General features: G+C 61.2%; 19 protein-coding genes. 1 reads left to right on the top strand and 18 read right to left on the bottom strand.

Annotation, left to right across the window (positions count from 1 at the left end; all coding sequences use genetic code 11):
* Positions 1 to 58 precede the first annotated feature (58 nt).
* The 6 genes from gatB to moaA all read right to left on the bottom strand — a co-directional run bounded on the left by gatB (position 59) and on the right by moaA (position 7,770).
* Positions 59 to 1,735: an Asp-tRNA(Asn)/Glu-tRNA(Gln) amidotransferase subunit GatB gene (gene gatB / locus ACTQ1E_RS03560; protein WP_441564777.1), complete on the bottom strand. Its 1,677-nt coding sequence runs from the start codon at positions 1,733 to 1,735 to the stop codon at positions 59 to 61.
* Positions 1,735 to 3,249: an Asp-tRNA(Asn)/Glu-tRNA(Gln) amidotransferase subunit GatA gene (gene gatA, locus ACTQ1E_RS03555; RefSeq protein ID WP_441564775.1), complete on the bottom strand. Its 1,515-nt coding sequence runs from the start codon at positions 3,247 to 3,249 to the stop codon at positions 1,735 to 1,737. Before gatA ends, gatB begins: the two co-directional genes overlap by 1 nt.
* Entirely contained in the window at positions 3,249 to 3,560 is a 312-nt protein-coding gene (gene gatC / locus ACTQ1E_RS03550; protein WP_035136890.1) for an Asp-tRNA(Asn)/Glu-tRNA(Gln) amidotransferase subunit GatC, read from the bottom strand. The genes gatA and gatC overlap by 1 nt, the downstream gene beginning before the upstream one ends.
* Positions 3,561 to 3,853: 293 nt before the next feature.
* Complete coding sequence (locus ACTQ1E_RS03545) at positions 3,854 to 5,140, bottom strand: MFS transporter (protein ID WP_441564773.1); 1,287 nt, start codon at positions 5,138 to 5,140, stop codon at positions 3,854 to 3,856.
* A 265-nt stretch (positions 5,141 to 5,405) separates the two neighbouring features.
* Positions 5,406 to 6,710 carry a molybdopterin-guanine dinucleotide biosynthesis protein B gene (mobB, locus tag ACTQ1E_RS03540; RefSeq protein ID WP_441564771.1) on the bottom strand — a complete coding sequence of 435 codons (1,305 nt, stop codon included), beginning with the start codon at positions 6,708 to 6,710 and terminating at the stop codon, positions 5,406 to 5,408.
* 4 nt (positions 6,711 to 6,714) lie between these two features.
* Positions 6,715 to 7,770, bottom strand: a complete 1,056-nt coding sequence (gene moaA / locus ACTQ1E_RS03535) for a GTP 3',8-cyclase MoaA (RefSeq protein ID WP_441564769.1) — start codon at positions 7,768 to 7,770, stop codon at positions 6,715 to 6,717.
* 209 nt (positions 7,771 to 7,979) lie between these two features.
* Here moaA and ACTQ1E_RS03530 point away from each other — a divergent pair, with 209 nt between their 5' ends.
* Positions 7,980 to 9,326, top strand: a complete 1,347-nt coding sequence (locus ACTQ1E_RS03530; protein WP_441564767.1) for an MATE family efflux transporter — start codon at positions 7,980 to 7,982, stop codon at positions 9,324 to 9,326.
* A gap of 155 nt (positions 9,327 to 9,481) precedes the next feature.
* On the opposite strand, the gene ligA is transcribed toward ACTQ1E_RS03530, so the two are convergent.
* From ligA to ACTQ1E_RS03470, 12 genes are all read right to left on the bottom strand, one after another.
* A complete protein-coding gene (gene ligA / locus ACTQ1E_RS03525) occupies positions 9,482 to 11,710 on the bottom strand; it encodes an NAD-dependent DNA ligase LigA (protein WP_441564765.1) in 2,229 nt (742 codons plus the stop codon).
* A gap of 448 nt (positions 11,711 to 12,158) precedes the next feature.
* Positions 12,159 to 13,619 (bottom strand): S1C family serine protease, encoded by a 1,461-nt coding sequence (locus ACTQ1E_RS03520; RefSeq protein WP_441055553.1) that lies wholly within the window; start codon positions 13,617 to 13,619, stop codon positions 12,159 to 12,161.
* 208 nt (positions 13,620 to 13,827) lie between these two features.
* Positions 13,828 to 14,490, bottom strand: a complete 663-nt coding sequence (locus tag ACTQ1E_RS03515; protein ID WP_161145500.1) for a response regulator transcription factor — start codon at positions 14,488 to 14,490, stop codon at positions 13,828 to 13,830.
* Positions 14,491 to 14,540: 50 nt separating this feature from the next.
* Positions 14,541 to 15,878, bottom strand: a complete 1,338-nt coding sequence (locus tag ACTQ1E_RS03510) for a glutamine synthetase family protein (protein ID WP_427728639.1) — start codon at positions 15,876 to 15,878, stop codon at positions 14,541 to 14,543.
* A gap of 134 nt (positions 15,879 to 16,012) precedes the next feature.
* Positions 16,013 to 17,035, bottom strand: a complete 1,023-nt coding sequence (locus tag ACTQ1E_RS03505) for a LacI family DNA-binding transcriptional regulator (protein ID WP_441564763.1) — start codon at positions 17,033 to 17,035, stop codon at positions 16,013 to 16,015.
* Positions 17,036 to 17,159: 124 nt separating this feature from the next.
* Positions 17,160 to 17,852, bottom strand: coding sequence for a GntR family transcriptional regulator (locus ACTQ1E_RS03500; protein WP_441564761.1), 693 nt, complete (start codon positions 17,850 to 17,852; stop codon positions 17,160 to 17,162).
* Positions 17,853 to 18,182: 330 nt separating this feature from the next.
* Entirely contained in the window at positions 18,183 to 18,710 is a 528-nt protein-coding gene (locus ACTQ1E_RS03495) for a hypothetical protein (RefSeq protein WP_441564759.1), read from the bottom strand.
* 680 nt (positions 18,711 to 19,390) lie between these two features.
* Positions 19,391 to 21,340, bottom strand: a complete 1,950-nt coding sequence (locus ACTQ1E_RS03490) for an FAD-dependent oxidoreductase (RefSeq protein WP_441564757.1) — start codon at positions 21,338 to 21,340, stop codon at positions 19,391 to 19,393.
* Between the two features lie 102 nt (positions 21,341 to 21,442).
* Positions 21,443 to 21,643, bottom strand: a complete 201-nt coding sequence (locus ACTQ1E_RS03485; protein WP_117634210.1) for a hypothetical protein — start codon at positions 21,641 to 21,643, stop codon at positions 21,443 to 21,445.
* Positions 21,644 to 21,821: 178 nt separating this feature from the next.
* Positions 21,822 to 24,149, bottom strand: coding sequence for a ferrous iron transporter B (gene feoB, locus ACTQ1E_RS03480; RefSeq protein WP_441564755.1), 2,328 nt, complete (start codon positions 24,147 to 24,149; stop codon positions 21,822 to 21,824).
* 123 nt (positions 24,150 to 24,272) lie between these two features.
* The gene (locus ACTQ1E_RS03475; protein WP_427795998.1) at positions 24,273 to 24,494 is read right to left on the bottom strand and encodes a FeoA family protein; all 222 of its coding nucleotides are present in this window, start codon (positions 24,492 to 24,494) and stop codon (positions 24,273 to 24,275) included.
* A 39-nt stretch (positions 24,495 to 24,533) separates the two neighbouring features.
* The gene (locus ACTQ1E_RS03470) at positions 24,534 to 24,776 is read right to left on the bottom strand and encodes a FeoA family protein (protein ID WP_441564753.1); all 243 of its coding nucleotides are present in this window, start codon (positions 24,774 to 24,776) and stop codon (positions 24,534 to 24,536) included.
* Positions 24,777 to 24,831: the final 55 nt, after the last annotated feature.

Here is a 24,831-nt window from a genome sequence, read left to right as displayed (position 1 = left end):
AGTCAGGACTGTCCGAAATTGAGAGGCAAGGCCCTGCGCCCGGCCCCTCGGTTCCCGCTTACGAGAGCGAGGTTCTCAGCAACTCGTTGAAGAGCTTTGGGTTACCCTTGCCGCGACTCGCCTTCATGCACTGGCCCACCAAAAAGCCGATGACCTTCTGGTTGCCGTCACGATACTGCTGTGCCTGCTCGGCACAGTTTGCCAGCACCTCGTCCACAATCGGCTGCAGCGCGCCGGCATCACTCACCTGACGCATACCGCGCTCGTCGACGATCTTGTTGGGGTCGTCGCCGGTCTGGGCCATGGCCTCAAAGACCTCGTGAGCCTGGTTGGAGCTGATGGCATCGGTCGCCAGCAGCTTGGCAAGCGCTGCCACCTGAGCCGGCGCGATGCCGGACTCGGCGAGCGACACGCCCGCGCCCTTAAGGTAGGCGATTATCTCGTTCACCAGCAAGTTTGCAACCGTCTGGGCCTCCTTGCCAGCCATACCGGCAGCGGCGGCCTCAAAGAACTCGGCAAACTCCGGGTCGCCGGCGATTTGCTCGGCATCGGCCGCCTTAATGCCAAAATCGGCCTCAAAACGGGCGCGCTTGGCATCGGGCAGCTCGGGAATCTCACCTCGGCAGCGATCGATGAACTCGTCGTCCAGATCGAACGGCGCCAAGTCGGGGTCGGGGAACAGACGATAGTCGTCGGCCGTCTCCTTCACACGCATGACCACGGTGCGCTTGCGGCTGGGCTCCCAGTGGCGGGTCTCCTGATAGATAATGCCGCCCTCCTCGAGCACCTCGGCCTGGCGGCAAATCTCGTAGGCAAGGCCGTCGTGCAGGCTCTTAAACGAGTTGAGGTTCTTAAGCTCGGTTTTGGTACCCAGCTTGGTCTCGCCGCGGCGGCGCAGCGACACATTGCCGTCGCAGCGCATGGAGCCCTTCTCCATGGAGCAGTCCGAAATGCCCAGCGTCACAAAGATGCGACGGAGCTTTTCCATAAACAGGCGAGCCTCTTCAGGCGTACGCAAGTCGGGCTCGGTGACGAGCTCAATCAAAGGCGTGCCGCAGCGGTTGTAGTCGACGAGCGACTCGGCAGCGGCGGTAATGCGGCCCTCGGCACCGCCCACGTGCACCATCTTGGCAGCGTCCTCCTCCATGTGGATGCGCAGAATGCGGATGGGCACCGTGTAGGAACCGTCCTCGCGACGCTCGGGCATCTGCAGGTTGGACGCGTCATAGCTGGCCAGATGGCCGGCACGCTGATTGCCCTCACGCATGGTCGACGTCATGGACGTGGACAGGCCCTCGGCGTTGGCCGAGGCGCTCGCCAGGCTCTGGGCCTCGGCCTCGCCAAACGCGCAATCGGGGCGCTCTGCAGCGCCGCGACCAGTCACGTCCAGGTCCAGGTGACCGTACATGGCAAAGGCGACCGGACCCTGCGTGGTCTGGAAGTTCTTGGCCATATCGGGATAGAAGTAGTGCTTGCGGTAGAACATCGAGTGGCGCTGGATCTCGCAGTTGGTGGCGAGGCCGGCCTTAACGATGCTCTCGATGGCGCGCTTGTTGGGCACCGGCAGGGCGCCGGGCAGGCCCAAGCACACCGGACACACGTTGGCGTTGGGCTCGTCATCGTGGCTGAGCTTGCAGTTGCAGAACATCTTGGTATCGAGTGCGGTGAGCTCGGTATGAATCTCCAGGCCGATCACGGCCTCCCAATCCTGCAGGACCTCGGAAAGCTCCTTCATTACAGCTCGCCTCCCTTCCCGGCAAAATCGGGTGCGACGGAAAGCGCGGGCGCACCCGTGGCGGCATCGGCAAAGCCGCGCTCCAGGGCGCGGGCAAACGTGAGCAGCTGACGGTCCTTAAACGCCGGACCCACCAGCTGGGCAGAAACGGGCAGCTGAGTATCCTCGCCCAAGCCCAGCGGCACCGAGATACCACCGTTGCCGCAAATGTTGAGCGAGATGGTGTACAGGTCGGAGAGGTACATCTGCGTGGGGTCGCTGATCTCGCCAAACTTAAAGGCCGTGCGCGGCGAGGCGGGCATGAGGATGGTGTCCACCTTGGCATACGCGGTGTCGTAGTCCTGCGTGATGAGCGTGCGGGCCTTTTGCGCAGCGTAGTAGTACTTGTCGTACACGCCCGAGCTCAGCAGGTAGGCGCCGAGCATCTGACGGCGCTTGGCCTCGGCGCCAAAGCCGTGGGCGCGCGACAGCGAGCTCTGGTCGGACAGGTTGGCGCAGCCCTCCTCCTGATAGCCGTAGCGAATACCGTCGAAGCGGGCCAGGTTGGAGAACGCCTCGGCCGGGCCGATGACGTAGTAGGCGGCGATGGCGGCATCCAGGTGCGGCAGGTCGACCTCGACCAGCTCGGCGCCCTGGTTCTGCAGCTCCTGGGCGGCGCGCTGAACAGCGGCCTTGACCTCGGGCGTCAGGCCCTCGGCCTCCATAAACGCGGGGATGATACCCACGCGCTTACCCTCGATGCTGTCGTTGAGATGCTCGGTAAAATCGACGGCGCAATCCTGGCTGGTGCAGTCGTACGGATCGTGGCCCGCGCCGGTAAGCGCGTTCATGGCCAGCGCGACATCCTCGACCGTGCGGCCGAAGGGGCCCACCTGGTCGAGCGACGAGCCAAAGGCGACCACGCCGTAACGGCTCACGGCGCCATATGTGGGCTTAAAGCCCACCACGCCGCACAGCGACGCCGGCTGGCGAATGGAGCCGCCGGTGTCCGAGCCCAGCGAGAGCGCGACCTCGCCCGCAGCGACGGCGGCAGCGGAGCCGCCCGAGGAGCCGCCGGGCACGCGCTCGGTATCCCAGGGGTTGTTGGTGCGGTGGAACGCCGAGCTCTCGGTGGAGCTGCCAAAGGCAAACTCGTCCATGTTGGCCTTGCCCATGGGCAGGCAGCCGGCATCGAGCATGCGCTGGACGCAGGTGGCGGTGTAGACGCTCTGGTAGTTCTCGAGCATGCGGGAAGCGCAGGTGGTGCGCGTGCCCACAAGGTTCATGTTGTCCTTGATGGCCAGCGGCACGCCCGCAAGCGGGGGCAGCGGCTTGCCTGCGGCACGATCGGCATCCACGCGCGCGGCGGCCTCGAGCGCAAGCTCGGGCGCCACCTGCAGGAATGCCTGGACCCCGCCCTCGCGCGCCTCGATGGCGGCAAGGGAGGCCTGGGCCACCTCGGTAGCGGTAAAGTCGCCAGCGGCAACGCCCGCGGCAATCTGGACAGCGGTAAGGGAATCGAAGCTCTGCGCCATTACTCGCTCTCCCCCTCTCCCAAAATGGACGGCACGCGGAAGTAGCGGTCGCGCGCGCTGCCGGCGTTTTCGAGCGCGACGTCGAGCGGCAGGTCGCGCTCGGGCTCGCGCAGGTCATCGCCCATCACGTTGGACAGGCTTCCGATGGGATGGAACGTGGGCTCCACGTCGGGCAAGTCATATTGCAAGACGGGCTCGAGCATCTGGACGGCATCGTTCATGTAGGACGTCATCTGGGCGAGTTCGTCATCGGTCAGTGCGATCTTTGCGTACTCGGCGATACCGCGCACGTCTTTCTCGCTGAGTGCCATAGGCGCTCCCTTCCGCATAACAGCTAAACCGCTCTAGTATACAAGGCAACGCCGGCTTGAAGCAGGCGCTTTACCCAAATGCAGCGAAAACGTAACGAGGGCGGCGGTTGGCAGGCGGCGGGCCGGCGGTTCTGCAGCGAAACCGCACCGTCCATAGCAAAAACCGCCACAAAGGTGCCTGGCCCCTTTGTGGTGGCCGGATCCGCAGGATGGCATGACCCGGGGCGCAAACCATCACAACATTCGACGTTATTCGGCAAAATCGCGATTTTCATCGAATGTTGTGATGGTTTTTACTGCTTTGCGGCACGATTCAAACGCCGGCGTCCAAACAGCAGCAGTGACGCGGGAACCGCCGTCACGACCATACCCGCCCCGATGAGCGTCTGCTGCACGCCAAACGTCGCCGCCAGCCACGGGGCAATCGCCAGCGGCGCCACGCCGGCGAACATGTTGCCAAAGCCCATGACCGAGTTGACGCGACCGAGCTGTTCGAGCGGGGCCGTCGTTTGCACGATCGTGTTGTGGAGCGGGTTGACGACGCCCCAGGCCACGCCCAGGGCAATCTGGCCGACAAGGGCTACGCCCACGTACGGTGTCCCCACATAGAGCAAACTTCCCAGGCCCACGGACAGAAGCGCCACAAGCAGCGTCTTAAGGTTGACCAGGTGCGGCGGCAAGCGGAGCGCGACCACGGCGCCCAGCACCGCGCCCACGCCGCAGGCAGACGAGAGCCAGCCCATCCACTCGACACCGACATGCAGGACATCACGGTAGAAGAATGACTCCAGTGGATCGAAGGCGCCATAGCCAAAGTTCGAAAGGAAAATAATGCAGAACAGCAGGGCGAGGACGCTGTTGGTAAAGACTGTCTTGATGCTGGTCACGAAGGTGACGCGGGTGGATTTATTGGAGTCGGAGCTTTGAATGGCAGTACTTGCCGTTGTGCTGCTATCCGCGGGAGCACTTTCGCGCGCGGCGACGCGACCTGCTTGCGGCCTAAAGCCCCAACCGGCGACGAGCGCCAGTACGGTAAAGATCATCATGAGCAAAAACACCGCGTGCGACGATGCAGCCGCCGCGACAAAGCCGCCCAGCGTGGGGCCGACGATAATGCTCACGTTGGAGAGCATGGCGATGGCGGAGTTGATGTCTTTGAGCTCGACGGGGTCGTCGGTGAGATACGCCGGATAGGACGTGGCGACGGGCTGGGCGAATCCTATCACAAAGCCCAGGAGCACCGCGCCGGCAAGGACTGTTCCGGTCGCGCTGCCAAAGGCGATTATCGCCGCGCCGGTTGCCAACGTGCCGAAGATACTCGCCCGGAAATGCCGGCACGGACCCCAAGCGTCAAGCGCCGCTCCACCCGCAAAGGATCCCAGGATCACGAAGACGTTCATAAACAGGACGGCCAGCGATGTCGCCACGACCGAGGCATCGTCTGCATAGGTGAGTGTTCCGATGACGCCGATGAAGTAGCTGGTCTGAAAGCCGGTATATATGAGGAAGCGCATTGCCACCAGGTGCTTAGCCTGCGCGGACAACGAAGGGTGAGGTTTTGAGAGAAGAGATACGAGCACGGAGACTCCTCGTTTCATACGAATACGGGCGGTGGACATTCGCCGCCGTCTGTCAAATCAATCTATCCGCATGAAACATTAAGGACGCATCAGGACCCTTCTCTCCGTTTTTCGCCCGTCATGAACTACTTGGTAGATTGTAAGGCATGTCACAAAAATCTACCAAAGCAAAAACCACCACAAAGATGCCTGGACCCTCTGTGGTGGAAATGACGTTTGCCCAGATAAAACCTGCCAAAATAAACCTGTCCCTTTTTGGCAGGTTTTAGGCCAAATGGTCTTGGATAAGGTCGCAGATGGCGCGGGCGTCGTTGATGTTGATGGCTCGGGTCGCAAAGCCGGCATCGAATGCCTGGCGTGCCAGGGCTTCGTTGCAGGCAAGGGCCAGCGTGCGGCCGTCGACCAGGTCGAGCGAGCTCTTGCCGCGCAGGCGGTCGACACCGGAGCGCGCGACCACGATGTTGTCGAAGCCCTCGGTCTTGTAGCCCTCGATGATCACCACGTCGACATCGTTGTAGCGCGACAGCAGCTCGCGCGCGGGCATCTCGTCCTCCTCGCGTGTGTCGGCGTACTCCGCCCAGCGCGTGGCGCAGATGAGGCCCACGTGCTTGGATCCGGCCTGGTGATGGCGCCAGGTATCCTTAGCGGGCACGTCGATATCAAAGCCGTGATGCCCGTGATGCTTGAGCGATCCCACGCGCAGGCCGCGGCGGGTGAGCTCGGCGATAACCTTCTCGACGAGCGTGGTCTTGCCCGAGTTCTGGTAGCCGATAAACGCGATCGCGGGGACGGCCGGTGTCGGAGCTGCGGGCGCGACGGCGACGGGTGCGCTCGCGGGTGCGGCACCGTCAGTGGCCACTGCCTCAACAGCAGCGGCCTGACGCTCTGCGCGGTCCCATACGCCCGAGCGGCCGCCCTCCTTGTGCAACAGGCGCACGTCGACGATCTCCATGCCGCGATCAACCGCCTTGCACATGTCATAGATCGTTAGGCACGCGGCACTCACGCCGGTCAGGGCCTCCATCTCGATACCCGTCTTGCCCGTCACGCCGGCCGTAACCAGTACGTGAAAGCCAACCTGCCCGTCCGCGCGCGCCGGTGCCCAGCCCTCGGGCACGTCCTCGGCCGGCGTCCCCGCCGGAGCGATGGGCGCAATGTCGCATTTGCTCTTGGTAATGAGCAACGGATGGCACATGGGAATGATGTCGCTCGTGCGTTTGATGGCCATGATGCCCGCCACGCGCGCGCAGGCAAGCACGTCGCCCTTTTTGGCGCGGTCCTGCAGCACCATGGCCTGTGTCTCGGGATGCATGAGGATGGTGCCCTCGGCGATGGCGATGCGATGGGTCTCGGCCTTGTCGGACACATCGACCATGCGCACCTCGCCCTTGGCATCCACGTGCGTCAGCTCGTTGCGACGTGCGTCACGGGCGGGTTCGGTGGCCGCGCTGGAAGTCGGCTGCGCGGACGCGTCGGCGTTGCCATCATTCGCCGCGGCCGTGACTTTGTGGGCAGACATCGCGGCCCTGCGAGCGGCCTTGGTGGCGTCGGCGTACCTGCTCTTGGCCATATGATCATCCTCCGATTTGGGACATAAATCGTTGCGTGCCCTCAATTATCGCGTGTTCCTGCGGTTTGTGGGCCACGGCATCGCGCCAAATCGAAAGTACCTGTATATCATCACCACGGCGCAGGGCGTCGCGCACCGAATACTCAGCATCGCTAAACAGGCACGGACGCACGTTGCCATCGGCCGTCAGGCGCAGACGGTTGCAATTCGCACAAAAATGGTTGGACATGGCGCTAATAAAGCCAACCGTTCCCGCCGCGCCCGGAAAGCGCCAATAGCGAGCAGGGCCCGCGCCGGCAGGAGCGTCGTTGATGTCGAGCGGCTCGAGCTCGCCCAGTCCCCTCGCGGTGGCCCCGGCATTGATGCGCGCCCGCAGCTCGTCACTCGGCACGGTATCGCTCGCATCCCACAGCTCGGGATTGAGCGCGGGCGCATGCGGGTCCACAGCGCAATGCGAGCTCGTGTGCTCGTCGCCGATGGGCATATATTCGATAAAGCGCAGGTGGATGGGACGGTCGAGCGTGAGCCGCGCGAGGGCCGCCACATCCTGGTTGAGCCGGCGCACAACAACGCAGTTGACCTTAACGGGCTCAAAGCCCCAAGCCAGCGCCGCGTCGATGCCGGCCATGGTCTGCTCGAGCCGACCCAGGCGCGTGATCTTTCCAAAGAGCGTAGGGTCGAGCGTGTCGAGCGAGATGTTGACGCGGTTAAGCCCGGCATCTTTGAGCTGCGGCGCCAGCTTGGGCAGCAGGGCGCCGTTGGTGGTGAGCGAGATGTCCTCGATCTGAGGGATCGCGCGGATGTCGCGAATAAGCGGAATAATACGGCGGCTGACCAGCGGCTCGCCGCCCGTCAGGCGCACGCGGCGAATGCCCTCCCCCGCCATCAAGCGCACAAAGCGGGCGATTTCCTCGGCGCTGAGTAACTCGTCGTGTGCACGGGGCGCCACGCCATCGGCCGGCATGCAATAGATGCAGCGGAAATTGCACTTGTCGGTAACGGCGATGCGCAGGTAGTTGATATCGCGGCCAAAACCGTCATGCTGCACGTGCCCGTCCACGCAGCCCTCCCCTCACGCGGCGTTTTATTCTTCGAAAAACATAATACCCCCACGAGAGAATCATGCCGACACCCGTACGACAGGACAGGTCGCTTTGAGCAAGACCGGCTTCCCAAGCCCATCCTCAACAAGCAAACCTTGACTCTACAATCGTTGTAGGGTTTTCACTACACTGGTACGGAAACAGACCCAGCCAGAAAGCCCCACCTATGGAACACGACCTCACACGCGGCAATGTCCTTAAGACCATCGCGGTCTTTGCCCTGCCCTATATGCTCTCGTACTTTTTGCAGATGCTCTACGGCATGGCCGACCTGTACATGATGGGGCAGTTTAGCGGTGCCGCCGGCATCACCGCCGTGGGCAATGGCGCGCAGACGCTCTATATCATTACCGTGACGCTCGTGGGTCTGGCCATGGGAACGACGGTTATCGTCGGCCACGCCGTGGGCTCGCGCCGCTTCGATCGCGCCGAGACCGTCATCGGCAACACTATCACGCTGTTTATGGGTGTCTCGGTAGTGCTGGCAGCCATCCTGCTCGCACTGTGCCCACAGATCGTGGCACTTATTGGGACGCCAGCCGAGGCAGTCGAAGGAACCGCCGCCTACCTGCGCATCTGCTTTGTCGGCATTCCGTTTATCGCCGCATACAACATCCTCTCGGCCATCTTTCGCGGGCTGGGCGATTCGCGCTCGCCCATGTACGTGATCGGCGTGGCGTGCATCATCAACATCGCGCTCGATTTTCTGTTTATCGGCCACTTGGGGCTCGGCCCCGTGGGTGCGGCACTCGGCACGGTAACCGCCCAGACGGCAAGCGTTGCCCTCGCGCTCGTGTGGCTTAAGAGCCGCCGTACGAACATCCACGTTAAGCGTAGCAACCTGCGTCCCCAGCCCGAGGTGCTCGGCAGCATCCTTAAGATCGGCGTGCCCGTGGCCGTGCAGGACGGCTGCATCCAGGTGGCGTTTATGTTTATCACCGTCATCGCCAACCATCGCGGCCTGGTCGACGCCGCCGCCGTGGGCCTGGTCGAAAAGATGATCAGCTTTTTGTTCATTGTACCGAGTTCCATGGGCGCCACCGTCAGCGCACTCACGGCGCAAAACGCCGGCGCGGGCAAGGGCGACCGTGCGCGTCAGGTGCTCAAAGACGCCATGACCATCTCGGTGGTGTACGGCTGCCTGATCACGGTGCTGATGTGGCTGGTGGCGCCGGCGTTTATTGGCTTTTTTGCCAAGGACGCTGCAGTAGTCGCTGCCGGGACCGGCTATATGCGCAGCTATATTTTCGACGCGATTTTTGCCGGCATCCACATTTGCTTTAGCGGCTTTTTCGCTGCATACGGCAAGAGCTACATCGGCTTTGCTCACAACGTGCTGGCCGTGGCACTCATTCGCGTGCCGGGCGCGTGGCTGCTGTCGAACGCCTATTCCGACACGCTGTTTCCCATGGGCATCGCCTCGCCGTGCGGGTCGATTCTGTCGGCAGTCATCTGTGTTGTCGCGTTTACCGTGCTCAACCGGCGCGGGGCTTTTGACAAGTTAGCAGCGTAGCGGGGCGACGCGAAATCGCCCTCATTGACGACATCATCAGCGACGACCCCGCGACCTACGTGACGCAGATCACGATGCCGGTTTCCCCAACAAAGTAAGAACCGCCCGGAAGGCATCGCGCTTTCGGGCGGTTCTTCAATTTGGCTATCGATGCACTAAGCCTGGGGCACCTCACCGGTAGCCAAGATCTGCTCGAGTGCGTCCTCGTCCAGCACGGGTACGCCCAGCTGCTCGGCCTTGGTAAGCTTGGAACCCGCTTTGGGACCGGCAACCAGATAGCTCGTCTTCTTTGATACGCTGCCCGAAACCTTGGCGCCGAGCACCTTGAGCGCCGCGCCCGCCTCGTCGCGCGTGCGGTTGACGAGCGTGCCGGTGAGCACGAAGGTCAGACCCGCGAGCGGCTGTGCGTCGGCGAGCTCGCCTGCCACGCCAGCGTCGGCTGCGGCTTGCGCGTGCGCGGCGCCCAAATCGACCTCGAGCGACAGGCCCGCCTGGCGCAGACGTTCCAGGACGGCAAGGTTCTCGGGCACGGCCAGGAACTGCTTGACGCTCGCCGCAATCTTGGGGCCGATGCCCTCGCACTCGGCAATATCCTCTTCGCTCGCCAAGATAAGCTTGTCAATCGACAGGAATCGCTCGGCGATGACCTCGCCCACGCTCTTGCCCACGTGACGGATGCCCAGGGCAAACAGCACGCGACCGAGCGGCTGACTCTTGGACTTGTTGAGCTCGGCGATGATTTTCTCGGCCGTCTTGAGGCCTACCGGAATGGGGTCGCCCTTCTTAACGCCCTTTCTGCTGTTGGAGCTGGCATAGGTGCGCCCCGTGTCCAGGCCGGCGATGTCGTCGACCGTGAGCTGGTAGAAGTCTGCGACGTCGTGAATCAGCCCGGCGGCGATCATCTTGTCGACGATCTCGTCGCCTAGGCCATCGACGTCCATGCAGCCGCGGCTCACCCAGTGGAGCAGGCGCTCCTTGAGCTGTGCGGGGCAGTCGATGGACACGCAGCGGTAAGCCACCTCGCCATCCTCGTGGACCACGGGGCTACCGCACACGGGGCAAACCTCGGGCATATACCAGTCGACCGAATCGGCCGGACGCTTGTCGAGCACCGGACCCACGACCTCGGGGATAACGTCGCCCGCCTTGTGCACGATGATGGTGTCGCCCTCGCGCACGTTTTTGCGACGGATCTCGTCGATATTGTGCAGCGTGGCGCGCGCGATGGTGGAGCCGGCAACCGTCACCGGGTCGAACTCGGCGACCGGCGTGAGCACACCGGTGCGGCCCACCTGGATGCGAATTTCGCGCAGGATGGTCTGCTTTTCCTCGGGCGGGAACTTAAAGGCAATGGCCCAGCGTGGTGCGCGAGCGGTAAAGCCCAGGTCGAGCTGCTGCTGGAAGCTGTCAACCTTTACGACCACGCCGTCGATGTCGTAATCCAGGTCACCGCGGTGCTCGAGCGCCTGGGCACAAAACTCGTGGACCTCGGCCGGCGTGGCACAACGAGCCACGTTAGGGTTGACGCTAAAGCCGGCGCTACGCAACCAGTCCAGAAACTCGCGCTGGCTGTGGACGTGCAGCGGGTCGGTATCGGCGATGGCATAGATAAAGGTGGCCAGGTCGCGGCGCGCCGTGACCTTGGGATCCTTCTGACGCAAGGATCCGGCAGCGGCGTTGCGCGGGTTGGCGAAGGGGTCGCGGCCCTCGGCATCGGCCTCTTCATTCAGGCGAACAAAGCTGCCCTTGGGCATGTACACCTCGCCGCGCACTTCGATGGTACGCTCGCGGTCGGCGCCCATGTGAGCGAGCGCCGGCTCGGACAGGTGCATGGGCACATCCTTGATGGTACGGACATTGAGCGACACGTCCTCGCCCGTGGTGCCGTCGCCGCGCGTGGCGGCGCGCACAAAGGTGCCGTTTTGGTAGGTAAGCGCGACGCCCAGACCGTCAATCTTGAGCTCACAGGTATAGGCAACGCTACCGGCGCCGAGCGCATCCTCGGTGCGCTGGAGCCAAGCGTCGAGCTCGTCCAGATCCATGGCATCGTCCATGGAATACATGCGCGCCATGTGCTTGACCGGCGTAAACTGCTCGCTCACGTAGCCGCCCACGCGCTGGGTATAGCTGTCGGGCGTCACCAGGTCGGGGTAGGTAGCCTCGATTTCCTGCAGCTCAACGATCATTTTGTCAAAGGCAGCGTCCGTGATCTCGGGCGCATCGAGCATGTAGTAGCGGTAGGCGTGGTAGTCGAGCTCGTGGCGCAACTCAGCCGCGCGCGCTGCCGCCTGGGCACGGTCATCGGCCGGCGCGGCGGTATCCGTGCTCGCTGGCGTTTCGGTATCGATGTCCACGCCGTCACCAAACAGGCTCGATTGCTCCATAGCGGCACTCCTTCGCTCGATTTCAAACGGATACTAGAGTACCACCGGTCGCAATGGGGCCGAATAGCGGTCTCAAACCGCACCGAATTGGCAGCGACCGGACCGGGGTTGGACAGTTAGTTCAGATTTGTATAATTACGCGCGCCGAATCGAGCTGAAATATCGGCTTTTCACCCCAATCAATCGTTCTGAACGGCGAATTAGGTTTGCTTCCGTCTTCGAGACACCCATCTCGGCCCGTCTTTCATTTCAAAACCGCTCAAAACACGCCTCAGACCGCACCCGTTTTATACAAATCTGAACTAACTGTCCAAGCCCTTCCGAACCATGCCCTTGCCATTTCTAAATGATCCGTTTTCCTCCGCCCCCAACGGATCAATAGGAAAAGAGGGGCTGTCCCGCGCTGGCGGAACAGCCCCTCTGGCTTCGATATGTGCGATACAGCTCGTTAGAAACCCTGACCGTAGCCTTGCCCCTGACCCTGTTGGCCCAGCAGTTCTTCCAGGTACTGGCGCAGTTGCTCGTCGGTAATGCCGCCGTTGCCGGTGTCGGTCGCGCTGTCGTTCTGCTGCTGGTTCTGCAGCTCCTCGTCGGAGCCCAGCTCGACCGTGACCTTTTTCTCTTCCTTGCCGCGCACGAGCGTGATCTCGACCTTCTCGCCCACCTCGTGGCTGCGCAGCGCGATAATCAGGCCATCGGCGCTCGTAATCTCATCGTCACCCAGCTTGGTGATGACATCGCCCTCTTGGATGCCAGCCTTGGCGGCAGGACCGTCCTCGACGACACTTGCCACATACGCGCCGCTATCGGTGCCGAGATTGTTAGTGCGGGCGTTGAGCGCGTTGACGCTCGAAAGCGTAGCGCCCAGGTACGGGTGAACCGGCGTCTTGCCGTCGATGATCTGGTCGGCGATGTTCTTGGCATAGTTGACCGGAATGGCAAAGCCCACGCCCGAGCTGGAGCCCGAGTAGCTCTCGATAAGAGAGTTAATACCCACGAGTTCGCCATTGTCGTTAACGAGCGCGCCGCCGGAGTTGCCCGGGTTGATGGCGGCATCGGTCTGAATCATGTTGGCGTAGATGGTGTTGCCGCTGGTAGAACTCATGGCCGTGGAGCGATACAGCGCCGACACAATGCCCGTGGAGACAGATTGCTCGTTGCCGAACGGCGAGCCGATCGCCATGACCCACTCGCCCACGTTGAGCTTGGAGGAATCACCAATCTCGATCGGCGTGAGCTTGGAGGCGTCAGCATCCTTGAGCTTGATGACGGCCAGGTCGCTCGAGGCGTCGTTGCCCACGAACTCGGCCTCGTAGGTGGTACCGTCGTCCATGGTAACCACGTACTGATCGTAACCATCGACCACATGGTTGTTGGTGAGGATGTGGCCCTCGGTATCGAGCACCACGCCCGAACCGACGCTGCCCGAACCATCCGACTCGTCGGCAGACTGCGAAAGCGAGCCATTCTGGCTACCGCTCGAAGTGGCGGTGATGGAAACGACGGAGGGCAGGGCCTTGGCAGAAACGGCCTCGGCAAGCGTGGTGTCCTCGGAGTCAATCGTAATCTTTTGCGTCGATGAACCCGAGGCACCCGCCGTCACGACATTCTTTCCGCCGCCAATGTTGAGCGTGCCACTCATAATGAGCGCGATGACCAGCAGGGCGCCGCAGGCGCAGCCGGCGAGCGCCGTAATAAAGATCGGCAGCTTTTTGGTCTTGGTCTTGACCACCGTGTGCTTGTTTACAACCTGCTGACCGCCCAGCGGCTGGCCGGTCCGTGTGTCGTAGGCCTGCACGTAGGGAATGTTGCCGTCGGCAGGCGTCGACTCCACCTGCACGCGCGGCTGCTGCTGGGTCTCGCCAGCGTTGCCCGCATCCTGGGGACGCTGGGAATCGTTCTCGCTCATGACTGCGATCCTTTCGTCTAATAACCAAAGGCCCGCCAAACATGTGGCGGGCCATCATTGTTCACGTTGAGTTGTACCCCAATATGCGGGCGAACGTGTATGAGAACGCAATCTTTAAGGAATGCTTAAGTTCTGCTGCAAACTCGAAAGGGATCCACGCATGCGGCAAAACCACCACGAAGGCGCCTGCCCCCTTTGCGGTGAAAAGCTAGTCCTTAAACAGATAGCCCACGCCGCGGACGGTGGTAATGTGCGCCGCGATCTGCGGGCCCACCTTAGAGCGGATGCGTCGAATGTGCACGTCGACGGTGCGCGTGCCGCCGCAGTACTCAAAGCCCCACACGCGGTGCAGCAGCACTTCGCGGCTGTAGGCGCGGTTGGGGTGCGTCGCCAAAAAGCTCAGCAGCGAGTACTCCATCAGCGTCAGGTCGATGGGCTCGTCGTCGAGTGTCACCTGGTAGGTAGCCAGGTTAATCTCGAGGTTATCGATGTTGAGCACATCGTCGGCGGCGACGGTCTCCTCCTCGCCCATCAGGCGCTGCGCACGAGCCTTAAGCTCGTTGGGCGTCGCCGTGGGGCATACAAAGTCGGCATGCGCGTGATTGGGCAGGCGCAGGGTGCCGAGCGCCTCGTCGTCGACGATTACCAACATGGGAACGCCGCCGCGGTCGTCGAGCCATTTGGCAATCTGATCGATGCGGTCGCTGCGGATGCCATCGGAATCGAGGATCAGCAGGTCAAAGTCGTGCGCCGCAGTCGGCGAATCGGGGGTTGCCAGGCTCACCTCGACACCCAGGGTGGTCGTCAAGCTGCGGGCAAACTCGTGGAAGCGCGTCGTGCGCGCCATGAACAGGGCACTCTTTTCGGACATATCGACCTCCAAGGAAATGAGCTCAATCGTACTGGAACGAACCAGCGCGATTAGGAGTTCGCCAGATAATGCTTGATCTCCCACTCGGTAATCGTGGACTCAAACTTATGCCACTCGTCGCGCTTCTTTTTGAGGAAGAAGCTGTGGATGTGCTCGCCGAGGGCATCCTTCATAAACTGCGAGTCCTCAAACACGTCGAGCGCCTCTTTGAGCGAGCGCGGCAGCGGCGTATAGCCGGCCTCGACCATCTGACGGTCGGTAAGCTTGAGCGTCTCGGCCGTTGCCTCGGGCGGGAGTTCCAGCTTGCGCTCGATGCCGTCCAGACCAGCCGCCAGCGTGACGGCGTTGACCAGGTACGGATTGGCCATGGGATCGGGGCTGCGAAGCTCGATGCGCGTGGACAGCTGCTTGCCGGGCTTGTAGACCGGGATGCGGACCATGCTCGCGCGGTTGCGCAGGCCCCACGTAGCGTACTGTGGCACGGAGTCGCCGCCCGTGGTGATGCGCTTGTACGAGTTGACCGTGGGGTTGGTGATGGCGCTGATCTCGCGCGCGTGTGCCAGAATGCCGGCCATATAGTGCTTGGCGATATCGGAGAGGTGGTACTTCTCGTCGTCCTCGCCCCAAAAGACGTTGTTGCCGTCGTGGTCGAACAGCGACTGATGCAAAAACATGGCGCTGCCGTCCTCGCCCGCCAGCGGCTTGGGCATAAAGGAGGCGTGGCAACCGCTCTCGTAGGCCTGCTGCTTAATGATGAGTTTGGCCGTGGTGATGGCGTCGGACATGCTCAGGGCCTCGGCGTGACGCAAGCTCATGCCGTGCTGCGAGCGGCCGGCGGCGTGGAAGGTGTACTCCACGGGCACGGACATCTTCTCGAGCGTGAGCACCGTATTGCGGCGCAGGTCGCGAGCGGCATCGCTCACCGAAAGGTCGAAGTAGCCCACGTTGTCGAGTGGCTCGGGGGTGTGCTCGTCGGGGAAGTAGTAATACTCCAGCTCGGCACCCACGTTGAGCAGGTAGCCGGCCTTCTCGGCCTTATAGAACATGCGGCGCAGGGCGTCGCGCGGGTCGCCGGCAAACGGCTTGCGATCGGGAGTGCACACATCGCAGAACACGCGGGCGACGCCGTTATGGCTCGGGCGCCACGGCAGGATCTGGAAGGTCGAGGCGTCAGGGAACGCGAGCATGTCGGCTTCCTCGGGCGTGGCAAAGCCCTCGATGGCGGAGCCGTCAAAGCCAATACCCTCCTCAAAAGCGACCTCGAGGTCTTCGGGACTAATGGCAAAGTTCTTGAGGCGGCCGAGAATGTCGACAAACCACAGACGCACAAAGCGGATGTCACGCTGCTCTACGGAACGGAGTACGTAATCGATGTTCTGCTGGTTCATGTCGCTCCCCTTTCTTTCGGGCGGGTTTCGACTGGTCTATATCGCAGATACTATCGCAGAAAAATGTTTCCGCAGGGTTAAAGCGTATCAAGCGCCCAAAAAACGTGCGCGAACAGGCAGTTACGAACGAGCGGCTAGCGCGAGGTCGAAGCGCGGTGTTCGATGTGGCCGGGAACCTCGATGCGTTTAGGCGCCAGCTTTGCGGCATCGCCCACGGTGGTGGTAACAACGTCGATACGCTCGGAGAGGCGATCGACCACGCGCTCGGCGATGGTGAGGGTGTCCTGCGCGGCCGTGGTGACTCCGCCAAAGAGCACATGGTTCCAGGGACAGTCGTCAAACGTCGCGATCTTGAGCCCCGCCGGCAGCGAGGGACCAAGCTGCGCCAGCGCCTCGGTCAGGCTCAGGAAAACCAGGCCGTTGACGGCAATGAGGCCGAGCTTTTTTCCTGCATAGCCGCGGATGGTCTCGTCCAGGCGGCCGACGCCCGTGGCACCGCCATCGGCCAAGGTGACGACCTCGCCGGCAAGGCCGCGGCGCGAAAGCTCGTCGGTAAAGGCCTCGGCGCGCTCGCGACGGACGGGGCTGTCGTCGCTTGCTTCGGTGAGCAGGCACAGGCACTCGCTGCCAGCGGCGGTCAAGGCGTCTACCAAGCCGGCGACCAGCTCACGGTTGTTAGATGTCACCAGATCGACACCGCCGTCGGCAACGTCGCGGTCGAGCAGCACAACGGGCAGGCGTCCCGCTGCCGCGACGATCGCCTCGTCGTTACCACCGCAGGTATTGACGACCAGGCCGTCCACGCCAGCGTCGATAAGCCTGGTGAGCGACTCGGCCTCCTTGGCGGGATCGTTGCCGCTAATGGCTGTCATGAGCGAGCAGCCGCGCGCGGCGGCGCTGGCGGAAAGGCCCTCGAGCATGGCGCTAGAGAACGGGTTGGCGATGTCGGCCAAGATCACGCCGATGAGGTTGGTACGCGAGCTGCGCAGATTGCGCGCGGCGGCACGTGGGCGATAGCCGGTACGCTCGATAACCTCCGCAATGCGAGCACGGGTTTCCTCGGTCATTTGCCCGGGGCGGTTATTGAGATAGCGCGAGACCGTGGCCGGGCTCACACCCGCCTCGACGGCAATGTCCTTGATTCTCATCTGCGCCATAGCGCACCCCGTTTCCCCATTGTCGGCAGTCTGAGCCATTTTAGGCATTTTTTAAAAATCTCGGTTGCAAAACGCTGTAGGTGAACAGCATCGTTTTTGCGTCTCGAGCAGATGCGATAATGGGCTAGATAGCCGAGTCTTTGGACAGCTCAAAATAATCGGGATGTAAGGCGATAACCGGACCTTGCTCTTCGGGCATCAGGTGCAGGTGTGTCTCGGCCAGATAGCTCGCCGCGTCGGTATCGCCCCTCTTAATGGCCTCGAGAATCCGGCGATGCTGCCGACGAATCGGCTCCCAATCTAGATCCTGCGACACCATACGCAACCAGTTGTATCGCTCAAAATGCGTATTGACGCTCTTCATCCAATCCCACAACATGTGACGGCCGGCAATCTCAAAACACGTCTCATGGAACAGGTTGTCCAGGTCAAAGAAACGACGCGTTTCGCCATGGTCGAGCGACTCGGACTCGGCAAGAATCTGATCGAGCCGATGCTTTTGCTCGGGCGAGGCGACCGAGCAGCATTTAATAAGCACGCTTCGCTCGAGTTTCTCGCGCAAGAAACAGGCGTTCTCGGCGCGCTCCATGCTGATCTTAGAGACGTAGGTGCCGCTTTTGGGACGCGTTTCCACCAGCTCCTGCTCACGCAGGCGCACAAAGGACTCGCGAATGGGCGTACGCCCGATTCCCGTCTCCTTTTCCAGACCAATCGCCGAAAGGCGCGTGCCGGGCTTGAGCTCGGCATAGATGATCTTGGAGCGCAGTGCATTGTATGCCTGATCTTGCAAGCTTTGATTATGCTGGTGCTGTTCCATAAAGCCCTCGGATAAACCCTCGGTTAGTCGAATACCACCATGCAATACTATCGCATCGACACGCCCCAGCTCCCAATCAGTCTTTTTGGGACGGGGCTCTTTTAGCTACCCTAGCCCGCAGATCGGCCCCTTGCCACAAAAGTGGCCCATCTACTACGTTAACACGGATAGCCTCGGCCATACCAAAAACCGTGGAAACAAAACCGCAGGTAGGCAGCTTGTCGATTTTCGAAAAAGCCGACTATGGTTGACCCCTGCGGCTTAAACGTAGTAGATAGGCCCTTTTCGTGGCGCAGCACTACTGCACCCCAAATTGGCACCCCGAGCCTGTTATAAGTTGCTGTGAAATACGGACGGTTGATAATCAAGGCGCGCTATGCGGGTTGCTATAGCTCGAACGTCCCACGTCCGATTCACCAAAGCGTTTGCGACAGCTTCGCAAAACGCCTCGAGAGGAATTCGATCGGTTTGGACGCGCTCCATCCCTTCGATACGCTCATAACGGTAGTAGCGTGCAAACATAGCCACCGCCCTGTCCACCTGCTCAATTGCGGATATATTTGTCGCCGCCTCGCGATCCAAGATCACATCCTCGGTATCACCAAAACGGACGCAGTCGATGCCCGGAAAATCATTCTTATCCGCCAAAATCGCCGCAGCGTTGGTATAGCCATCTTTGCCGAGCAAGCGAAGCGTGCGCATAATATCCGGCGTTAGCTCAGAAATGCCGAGATGTTCAACACACTTATGCTCGAGCGTGTGAAAACTCAAGTCCTGGCGAGCCGACGTGAGCGCGTCGAACGTTACGTTGCTGCCTTCGAGCGTCAGCCTGCCATACTCAAACCGGTCGACCTCCACCGTTGCCGAATCGTTTCGCCTGTAGGCCTTCAAGATATAAGACGAAAACCGTTTGCGTACTGATTTATCCGAGACGCAAACGGTTTTCGTCTTGATTTGCGTACGGAATTAAGACGCATAATTTCGCTTTCGTATGGCTCAATACCGGACGCAGACTGTTTTCGTCTGTCAATACGTCTGCAATCCAAACGAAAAGAGCCCCGAGCTCGTATGAACTCGGGGCTCTTGGTGCCGCACATCTATGAGAGGATAAATTCGATGCGTACGGGCGCTACTCCATGAAGCCGCCCTGGGATGGCGGCAACCTCGTCGTTACCCGTCTGATGGGTGTGTTCAAGGCGTCTGTTCCCCTTTTTATCGACGTAACGGGCAAAAAAGCTCGTCGAGGAGACCATCCACACGCACCACGGTGCGGCCGACGCCATCGAGGCGCACAACCCCACCGCCGCTCACGATGCGATGTATCTGCACCTGGCCTACAACCGCAACATGATTGTGGAAGGCACGCAGACAAAAGGCATTTAAGGCTCGGCAATGATCTTTCTTTGATAAAACGCAAGCGGCGGCCGCCCAAACACGGGACGGCCGCCGCTTGCGTTTTATCAAATGGTGCAATGGGGTCAGGTTCACATGCACCAAGTTGGTGCAAAGCAACCTGTCCCCATGCAACAAGGGGTTAACTAGAGCTCGCAGGCGACCTTGTAGCCATCGCCGATGGCGTCGCGAATGTTGCCGCACTTGTTGGCATCGCCCAGCACGTGAGTGGTAACGCCGGCTGCCGCCAGGTCGTCGGCCAGCTTGGTATTGGGACGATAGCCCATAGCAAGCACCAGCGTATCGGCACCGGCGATGGTGTGGACCTCGCCGTCCTTCTCGTAGCTGATAGTGTCCTCGGTAATCTCGGTCACCTTGGCCTCGGTCAGCACGTGAACGCCCTTTGAGAGCATGCGCGTGATGAGCACCGCGCGACCGGCACCACCCTCGTTGGCGGCGAGCGTCTTGGTCATCTCGATGACGGTGACGTCGCGGTTGGCCGGCGACAGGTCGTTGACCAATGGGGCCAGATAATCGGCCGTCTCGCAGCCAACGGTGCCGCCACCCACGATGACGATCTTCTTGCCCGGGAAAGCCTTGCCGCCCAGCAGGTCGTCAGCCGTCATAACCTGCTTAAAGCCCTGCATGAAGGCCGGGGCGATAGGCTCGGCGCCATAGGCCAGGACGACCTCGTAGTCGGTGTAGTCACGCTGAATGTCCTCAGCAGTAAGCTCGGTGCCAAAGACGCACTTTACGCCGGCCTCGGCCAGGCGACGGTACTGATACTTGATCACGCGGGTGAGTTCCTGCTTTGCCGGCGGAACGGCTGCGATGCGCATCTCGCCGCCCGGCTCGTCCTGCTTATCCACGAGCACCACGTTATGACCGCGTTTGGCGGCAATGTAGGCTGCCTCCATACCCGCGGGACCGGCGCCCACAACCAGTACGTTCTTGGCCTCGGCGGCAGGCTCGTAGCCAGCCTCGTCGCGCTCCACGTCCGGGTTGACGGTGCAGGAGATGCGCTTGCCAAACATAATGCCGTTCAGGCAACGCAGGCAACCGATGCAGGGACGGATCTCGTCGGCGTTGCCAGCGGCTGCCTTGTTGCAGAACTCGGCATCGCACAGATTGGCGCGGCCCATCATACAGATGTCGGCAGCGCCGTCCTCGATCAGCTCCTCGGCGATCCAGGCCTCGTTAATGCGTCCGACGGTGGCGACGGGAATGTTGACGTGCTTTTTAATCTCGCGCGAGCAGGCGGCGTGCGAGGCCTGCTGGGTACCGGCGGCGGGAATCGCGGAGCCACGCTTGATGGTGGTGCCGCCCGACACGTGAATCATGTCGACGCCGGCCTTTTCCAGGCGACGCGAGACGTAGATCATGTCGTTGAGGGTCAGGCCGCCATCGGTGTACTCATCGCCCGAAATGCGGACGTCGATGATAAAGTCCTTGCCGCAGCGCTCGCGAATCTCGGCGATGACCTCGAGCAAGAAGCGCATACGGGCGTCGAGCGAGCCGCCGTACTCGTCGGTACGCTTGTTGTAGAGCGGAGTCAAAAAGCCGCCGAGCATGCCGTGGGCATGTGCCGCATGGACCTCGACGCCATCGACACCGGCCCTCTGCATACGTACGGCAGCGTCGCCAAACTGATGCGTGAGCTCGTGAATCTCATCGACCGTGATAGGACGCGGTGCCTCGCGGGCATAGGACGGGCCCACAAAGGACGGAGCGATCAGGCGCGGCGTGCCCGGAATGTTAAAGGCCATGTAGGCGGGGTGGAAGAGCTGCGGCATGATCTTGCAGCCATACTCGTGGACGGCCGCGGCGAGCTTTTCCCAGCCGGGGATAAACGTGTCGTCGTAGCAGCACATGTCACCCGGCAGATAGGTATAGGTGGGCTCAACCGTCACGACCTCGGTAATGATGAGGCCCACGCCGCCCTTGGCACGGGCACGGTAATGATCGACCAAGTCGTCGGTCACATAGCCGTGATCGGCTAGGTTGGTAGATACCGGCGGCATAAAGACGCGGTTCTTGACCTCGGTCGTACCGACCTTGATCGGGCTAAAGAGCATCGGGTAGGCACAGGACTCCATACAGGCTTCCTTTCGTTTAAGCCGCTCGGCGGCAGTTGCTGATGTACCTATCGTATCAGCAGCTGCCATATCCGCAGTCATACATGCCCAAGCGCCGTTCGACTAATGAATACCGCGGCCCAGGTCTTCGGCGATTTTGTCCACGCCCTTAAGTGCGGCGCACGTCTTTTTGTTGGAGCAATGTCCTGTGCAAACGCCACCCTGAGCACAGTCGGCGCAGGTGCCCTTGCGGTAGATGCGCACGCATACCGCGACAAACGCAATACCGATAACAGCCAGAACAACAATATCGATAGGTGCCATAGCAAGCCTCCTCTAGTTAACCATCACTTACTTTACCCTATTTTCCACCTACCAAAAAGGGACAGGTTTATTTTGGTCGGTTTTATCTGCGGAAACGCCACATCTCCCCCACCGCCAAAAAGCCCGAGTGTCGCTGGGACACCCGGGCTCGTGGAAAGGGGCCAATCCTTATTCGGACTTAAGCGGAAACTGCGGCGGAAGCAGTGTTGGTCTCGTCCTCGTCGGTCCATGCATGCGCAGGGATAGGGCGAAAGATCTGGAAGAGCATCGCAACCAGCAGAACGATGGCCACAATCGTCCAGATACCAAACTGTCCCAACACAAACAGGTTGTAGAACTGGTTGATGAACAGGCCGATCACCCAAGCGAAGGCGCACTCGTAACCGATGGCAATCGCGGTCCACTTGCCGGAGTCCATCTGGTTGCGGATGGTGCCCATGGCGGCAAAACACGGAGCGCACAGCAGGTTGAACGCGCCAAAGGCAACGCAAGCGCCCATGGTGGGGAACATACCGGCAAACGCAGTCCACAGGCTCGGGTCGGTCTCGGCGGCGTCAGCCACGGACAGCAGCGAGCCGGCGGTGGCGACGACGTTCTCCTTAGCCACAAGGCCCGAGACGGTCAGCGCAGTTGCCTGCCAGGTGCTAAAGCCGAGCGGAGCGAAGATCCAAGCGACCAGGTTACCGAGCATGGCAAGCACGGAGTAGTCCATGAACTCCTCGGGGATGCCGTCCATTGCAGGCAGGAAGCCAAAGGAACCGTTGTAGCTTCCAAAGTTGGAGAGGAACCAAACAACGACGGTGGATGCGAAGATGACCGTGCCGGCCTTCTTGATAAAGGCCCAGCAGCGCTCCCACACGTGCAGTGCCCAAGAGCGAATCGCCGGGAAGTGGTAGGCAGGAAGCTCCATAACGAACGGCGTCGGGCGGCCGGCGAAGAGCTTGGTCTTCTTGAGCATAAGGCCCGAGGCGATGACGGCGAAGACGCCCAGGAAGTAGAAGAGCGGGCTGATCCACGCCGCGGTGGTGGAAGAATCGCCGATGATGGAACCCATGAGCAGGGCGATGATCGGCAGCTTGGCGCCACAGGGAATAAACGTGGTGGTCATGACCGTCATGCGGCGGTCCTTCTCGTTCTCGATGGTCTTGGTGGCCATGACGCCGGGGACGCCGCAGCCCGAGGACACGAGCATGGGGATGAACGACTTACCGGACAGGCCAAAGCGGCGGAACACGCGGTCCATGATGAAGGCGACGCGGGCCATATAGCCGCAGTCCTCCAGGAAGGACAGCATCACAAAGAGCAGGAACATCTGCGGGACGAAGCCGAAGATAGCGCCCAAACCGCCGACGATGCCGTCACAAACCAGCGAATCGACCAGGCCGCCGTCTTCGGTGCCACCCGCCACAAGGGCATCGTGCACCACGGTGGTGATACCCGGGACATAGGGGCCGTACTGCGCCGGGTCAACCGAGTCGGCGTCGTCGCCCGCAGCCTCGACAGCTGCGTCGTAGGCGTCGCGACCCTGGCCGAGCACGTACCAGCCGTCGGTGCCAAAGAGCTGGTCGTTGGTGAAGTCGGTCACCGTGCCACCTAAGGTGGAAACGGCGATGTAGTACACGCAGAACATGATGACCACAAAGATCGGCAGGCCCAGGATACGGTTGGTAACCACACGGTCGATCTTCTCGGAGGTGCCCATCTTGGCCGGAGCCTTGGTGAGGCACTCGTCGATGATATGCGCGATGACGCCATAGCGCTCACCGGTGATGATGGACTCGGCGTCGTCATCGCAGTCCTGCTCGCACTGGGCGACCAGCTCTTCCACGCGAGAGGCCTTCTCCTTGGTGAGGTTGATGAGCTTGCAGGCGTCCGCATCACGCTCGAACAGCTTGACGGCGTAGTAGCGACGCTTGTTGGCGGGAACGCTCGCCGGCAGGTTGTTTTCGATGTGGTCCAGAACGTCCTCGATGGAGGAATCGAACTTGTGCTCCGGCACCTGGCCCTTGGAAGCAGCGGACTTCTTAACCTGCTCGAACAGCTCCTTAATACCCTTGTTCTTAAGGGCCGAAATCATCATGACCGGACAGCCGAGCTTCTTGGAGAGCTTGTCCGTGTCGATCTTGTCGCCGTTCTTCTCGACCAAGTCGGCCATGTTGAGGGCGACGACCACGGGCAGGCCGGTCTCGATAACCTGAAGCGCCAGGTACAGGTTGCGCTCGAGGTTGGTGGCGTCGACCACCTGAACGACGACATCGGGCTCGCCGCTCATGAGGTAATCGCGCGAGCATTGCTCCTCGGGGCTGTAGGGGGAAAGCGAGTAGATGCCGGGGAGGTCCGTGATGGTAACGTTCTTGTCGCTTAGGAGCTTGGCCTCCTTTTTCTCAACCGTGACGCCGGGCCAGTTGCCAACGTAGCCGTTGGCGCCGGTGATCAGGTTGAAAAGCGTGGTCTTGCCGCAGTTGGGGTTACCCGCCAGCGCGACATGGATCTGAGAATCCGCCATTCAATCCTTCTTCCTTGTGCGCCCGCGCTGCTTTCTCCGCGCGGGCTGGATGATGTGCTTCAAAGATGCTGCATTAAGTTAGAAAAATCTAACTTTATCTGCAGAAATTTACGTCGTGGGCCCTTACTGGACCTCGACGACGGCCGCCTCCTCCTTGCGGATGGAAAGCTCGTAGCCGCGCACGTTGATCTCGACCGGATCACCGAGCGGTGCAACCCTCACGACCTTGAACGAAGTGCCCTTGATGAGCCCCAGGTCCATAAGGTGGCGGCGAAGTGCGCCCTCACCGTGAAGCTTGACGATGGTAGAGCTCTCGCCCACCTTAACGTCACCCAACGTCTTCATCCTCTTATCCCCCTTTCGGTTTTTATGAAATGCTGCAGATTAACCGACGGTCATGATGTGCATGGCAACCTTGGAATCGATGCCAAAGCGTGAGCCCAGCACCGTGACGATGATATTGGCGCCACTCGAGCTCACCACGTGGATCTCGCTGCCCTCGATAAAGCCGAGGTCCTTGAGACGGTGCTTTATGTCCTCATCGCCCTTTACACGAGAAACGTGCACGGTTTCGCCCGCTTTTACCATCGAAAGCGGCATGGCCGGCATCTGCGGTCCGCAAGACATGAGTGAGCTCCTAACATCGGTTCGTCCTCAACATCGACGCGATAAAAGTTAACCG

The sequence above is a fragment of the Collinsella sp. LCP21S3_C7 genome, assembly GCF_052118485.1.
Lineage (GTDB): Bacteria > Actinomycetota > Coriobacteriia > Coriobacteriales > Coriobacteriaceae > Collinsella.
This window is presented reverse-complemented; position numbering and strand designations above follow the sequence as displayed.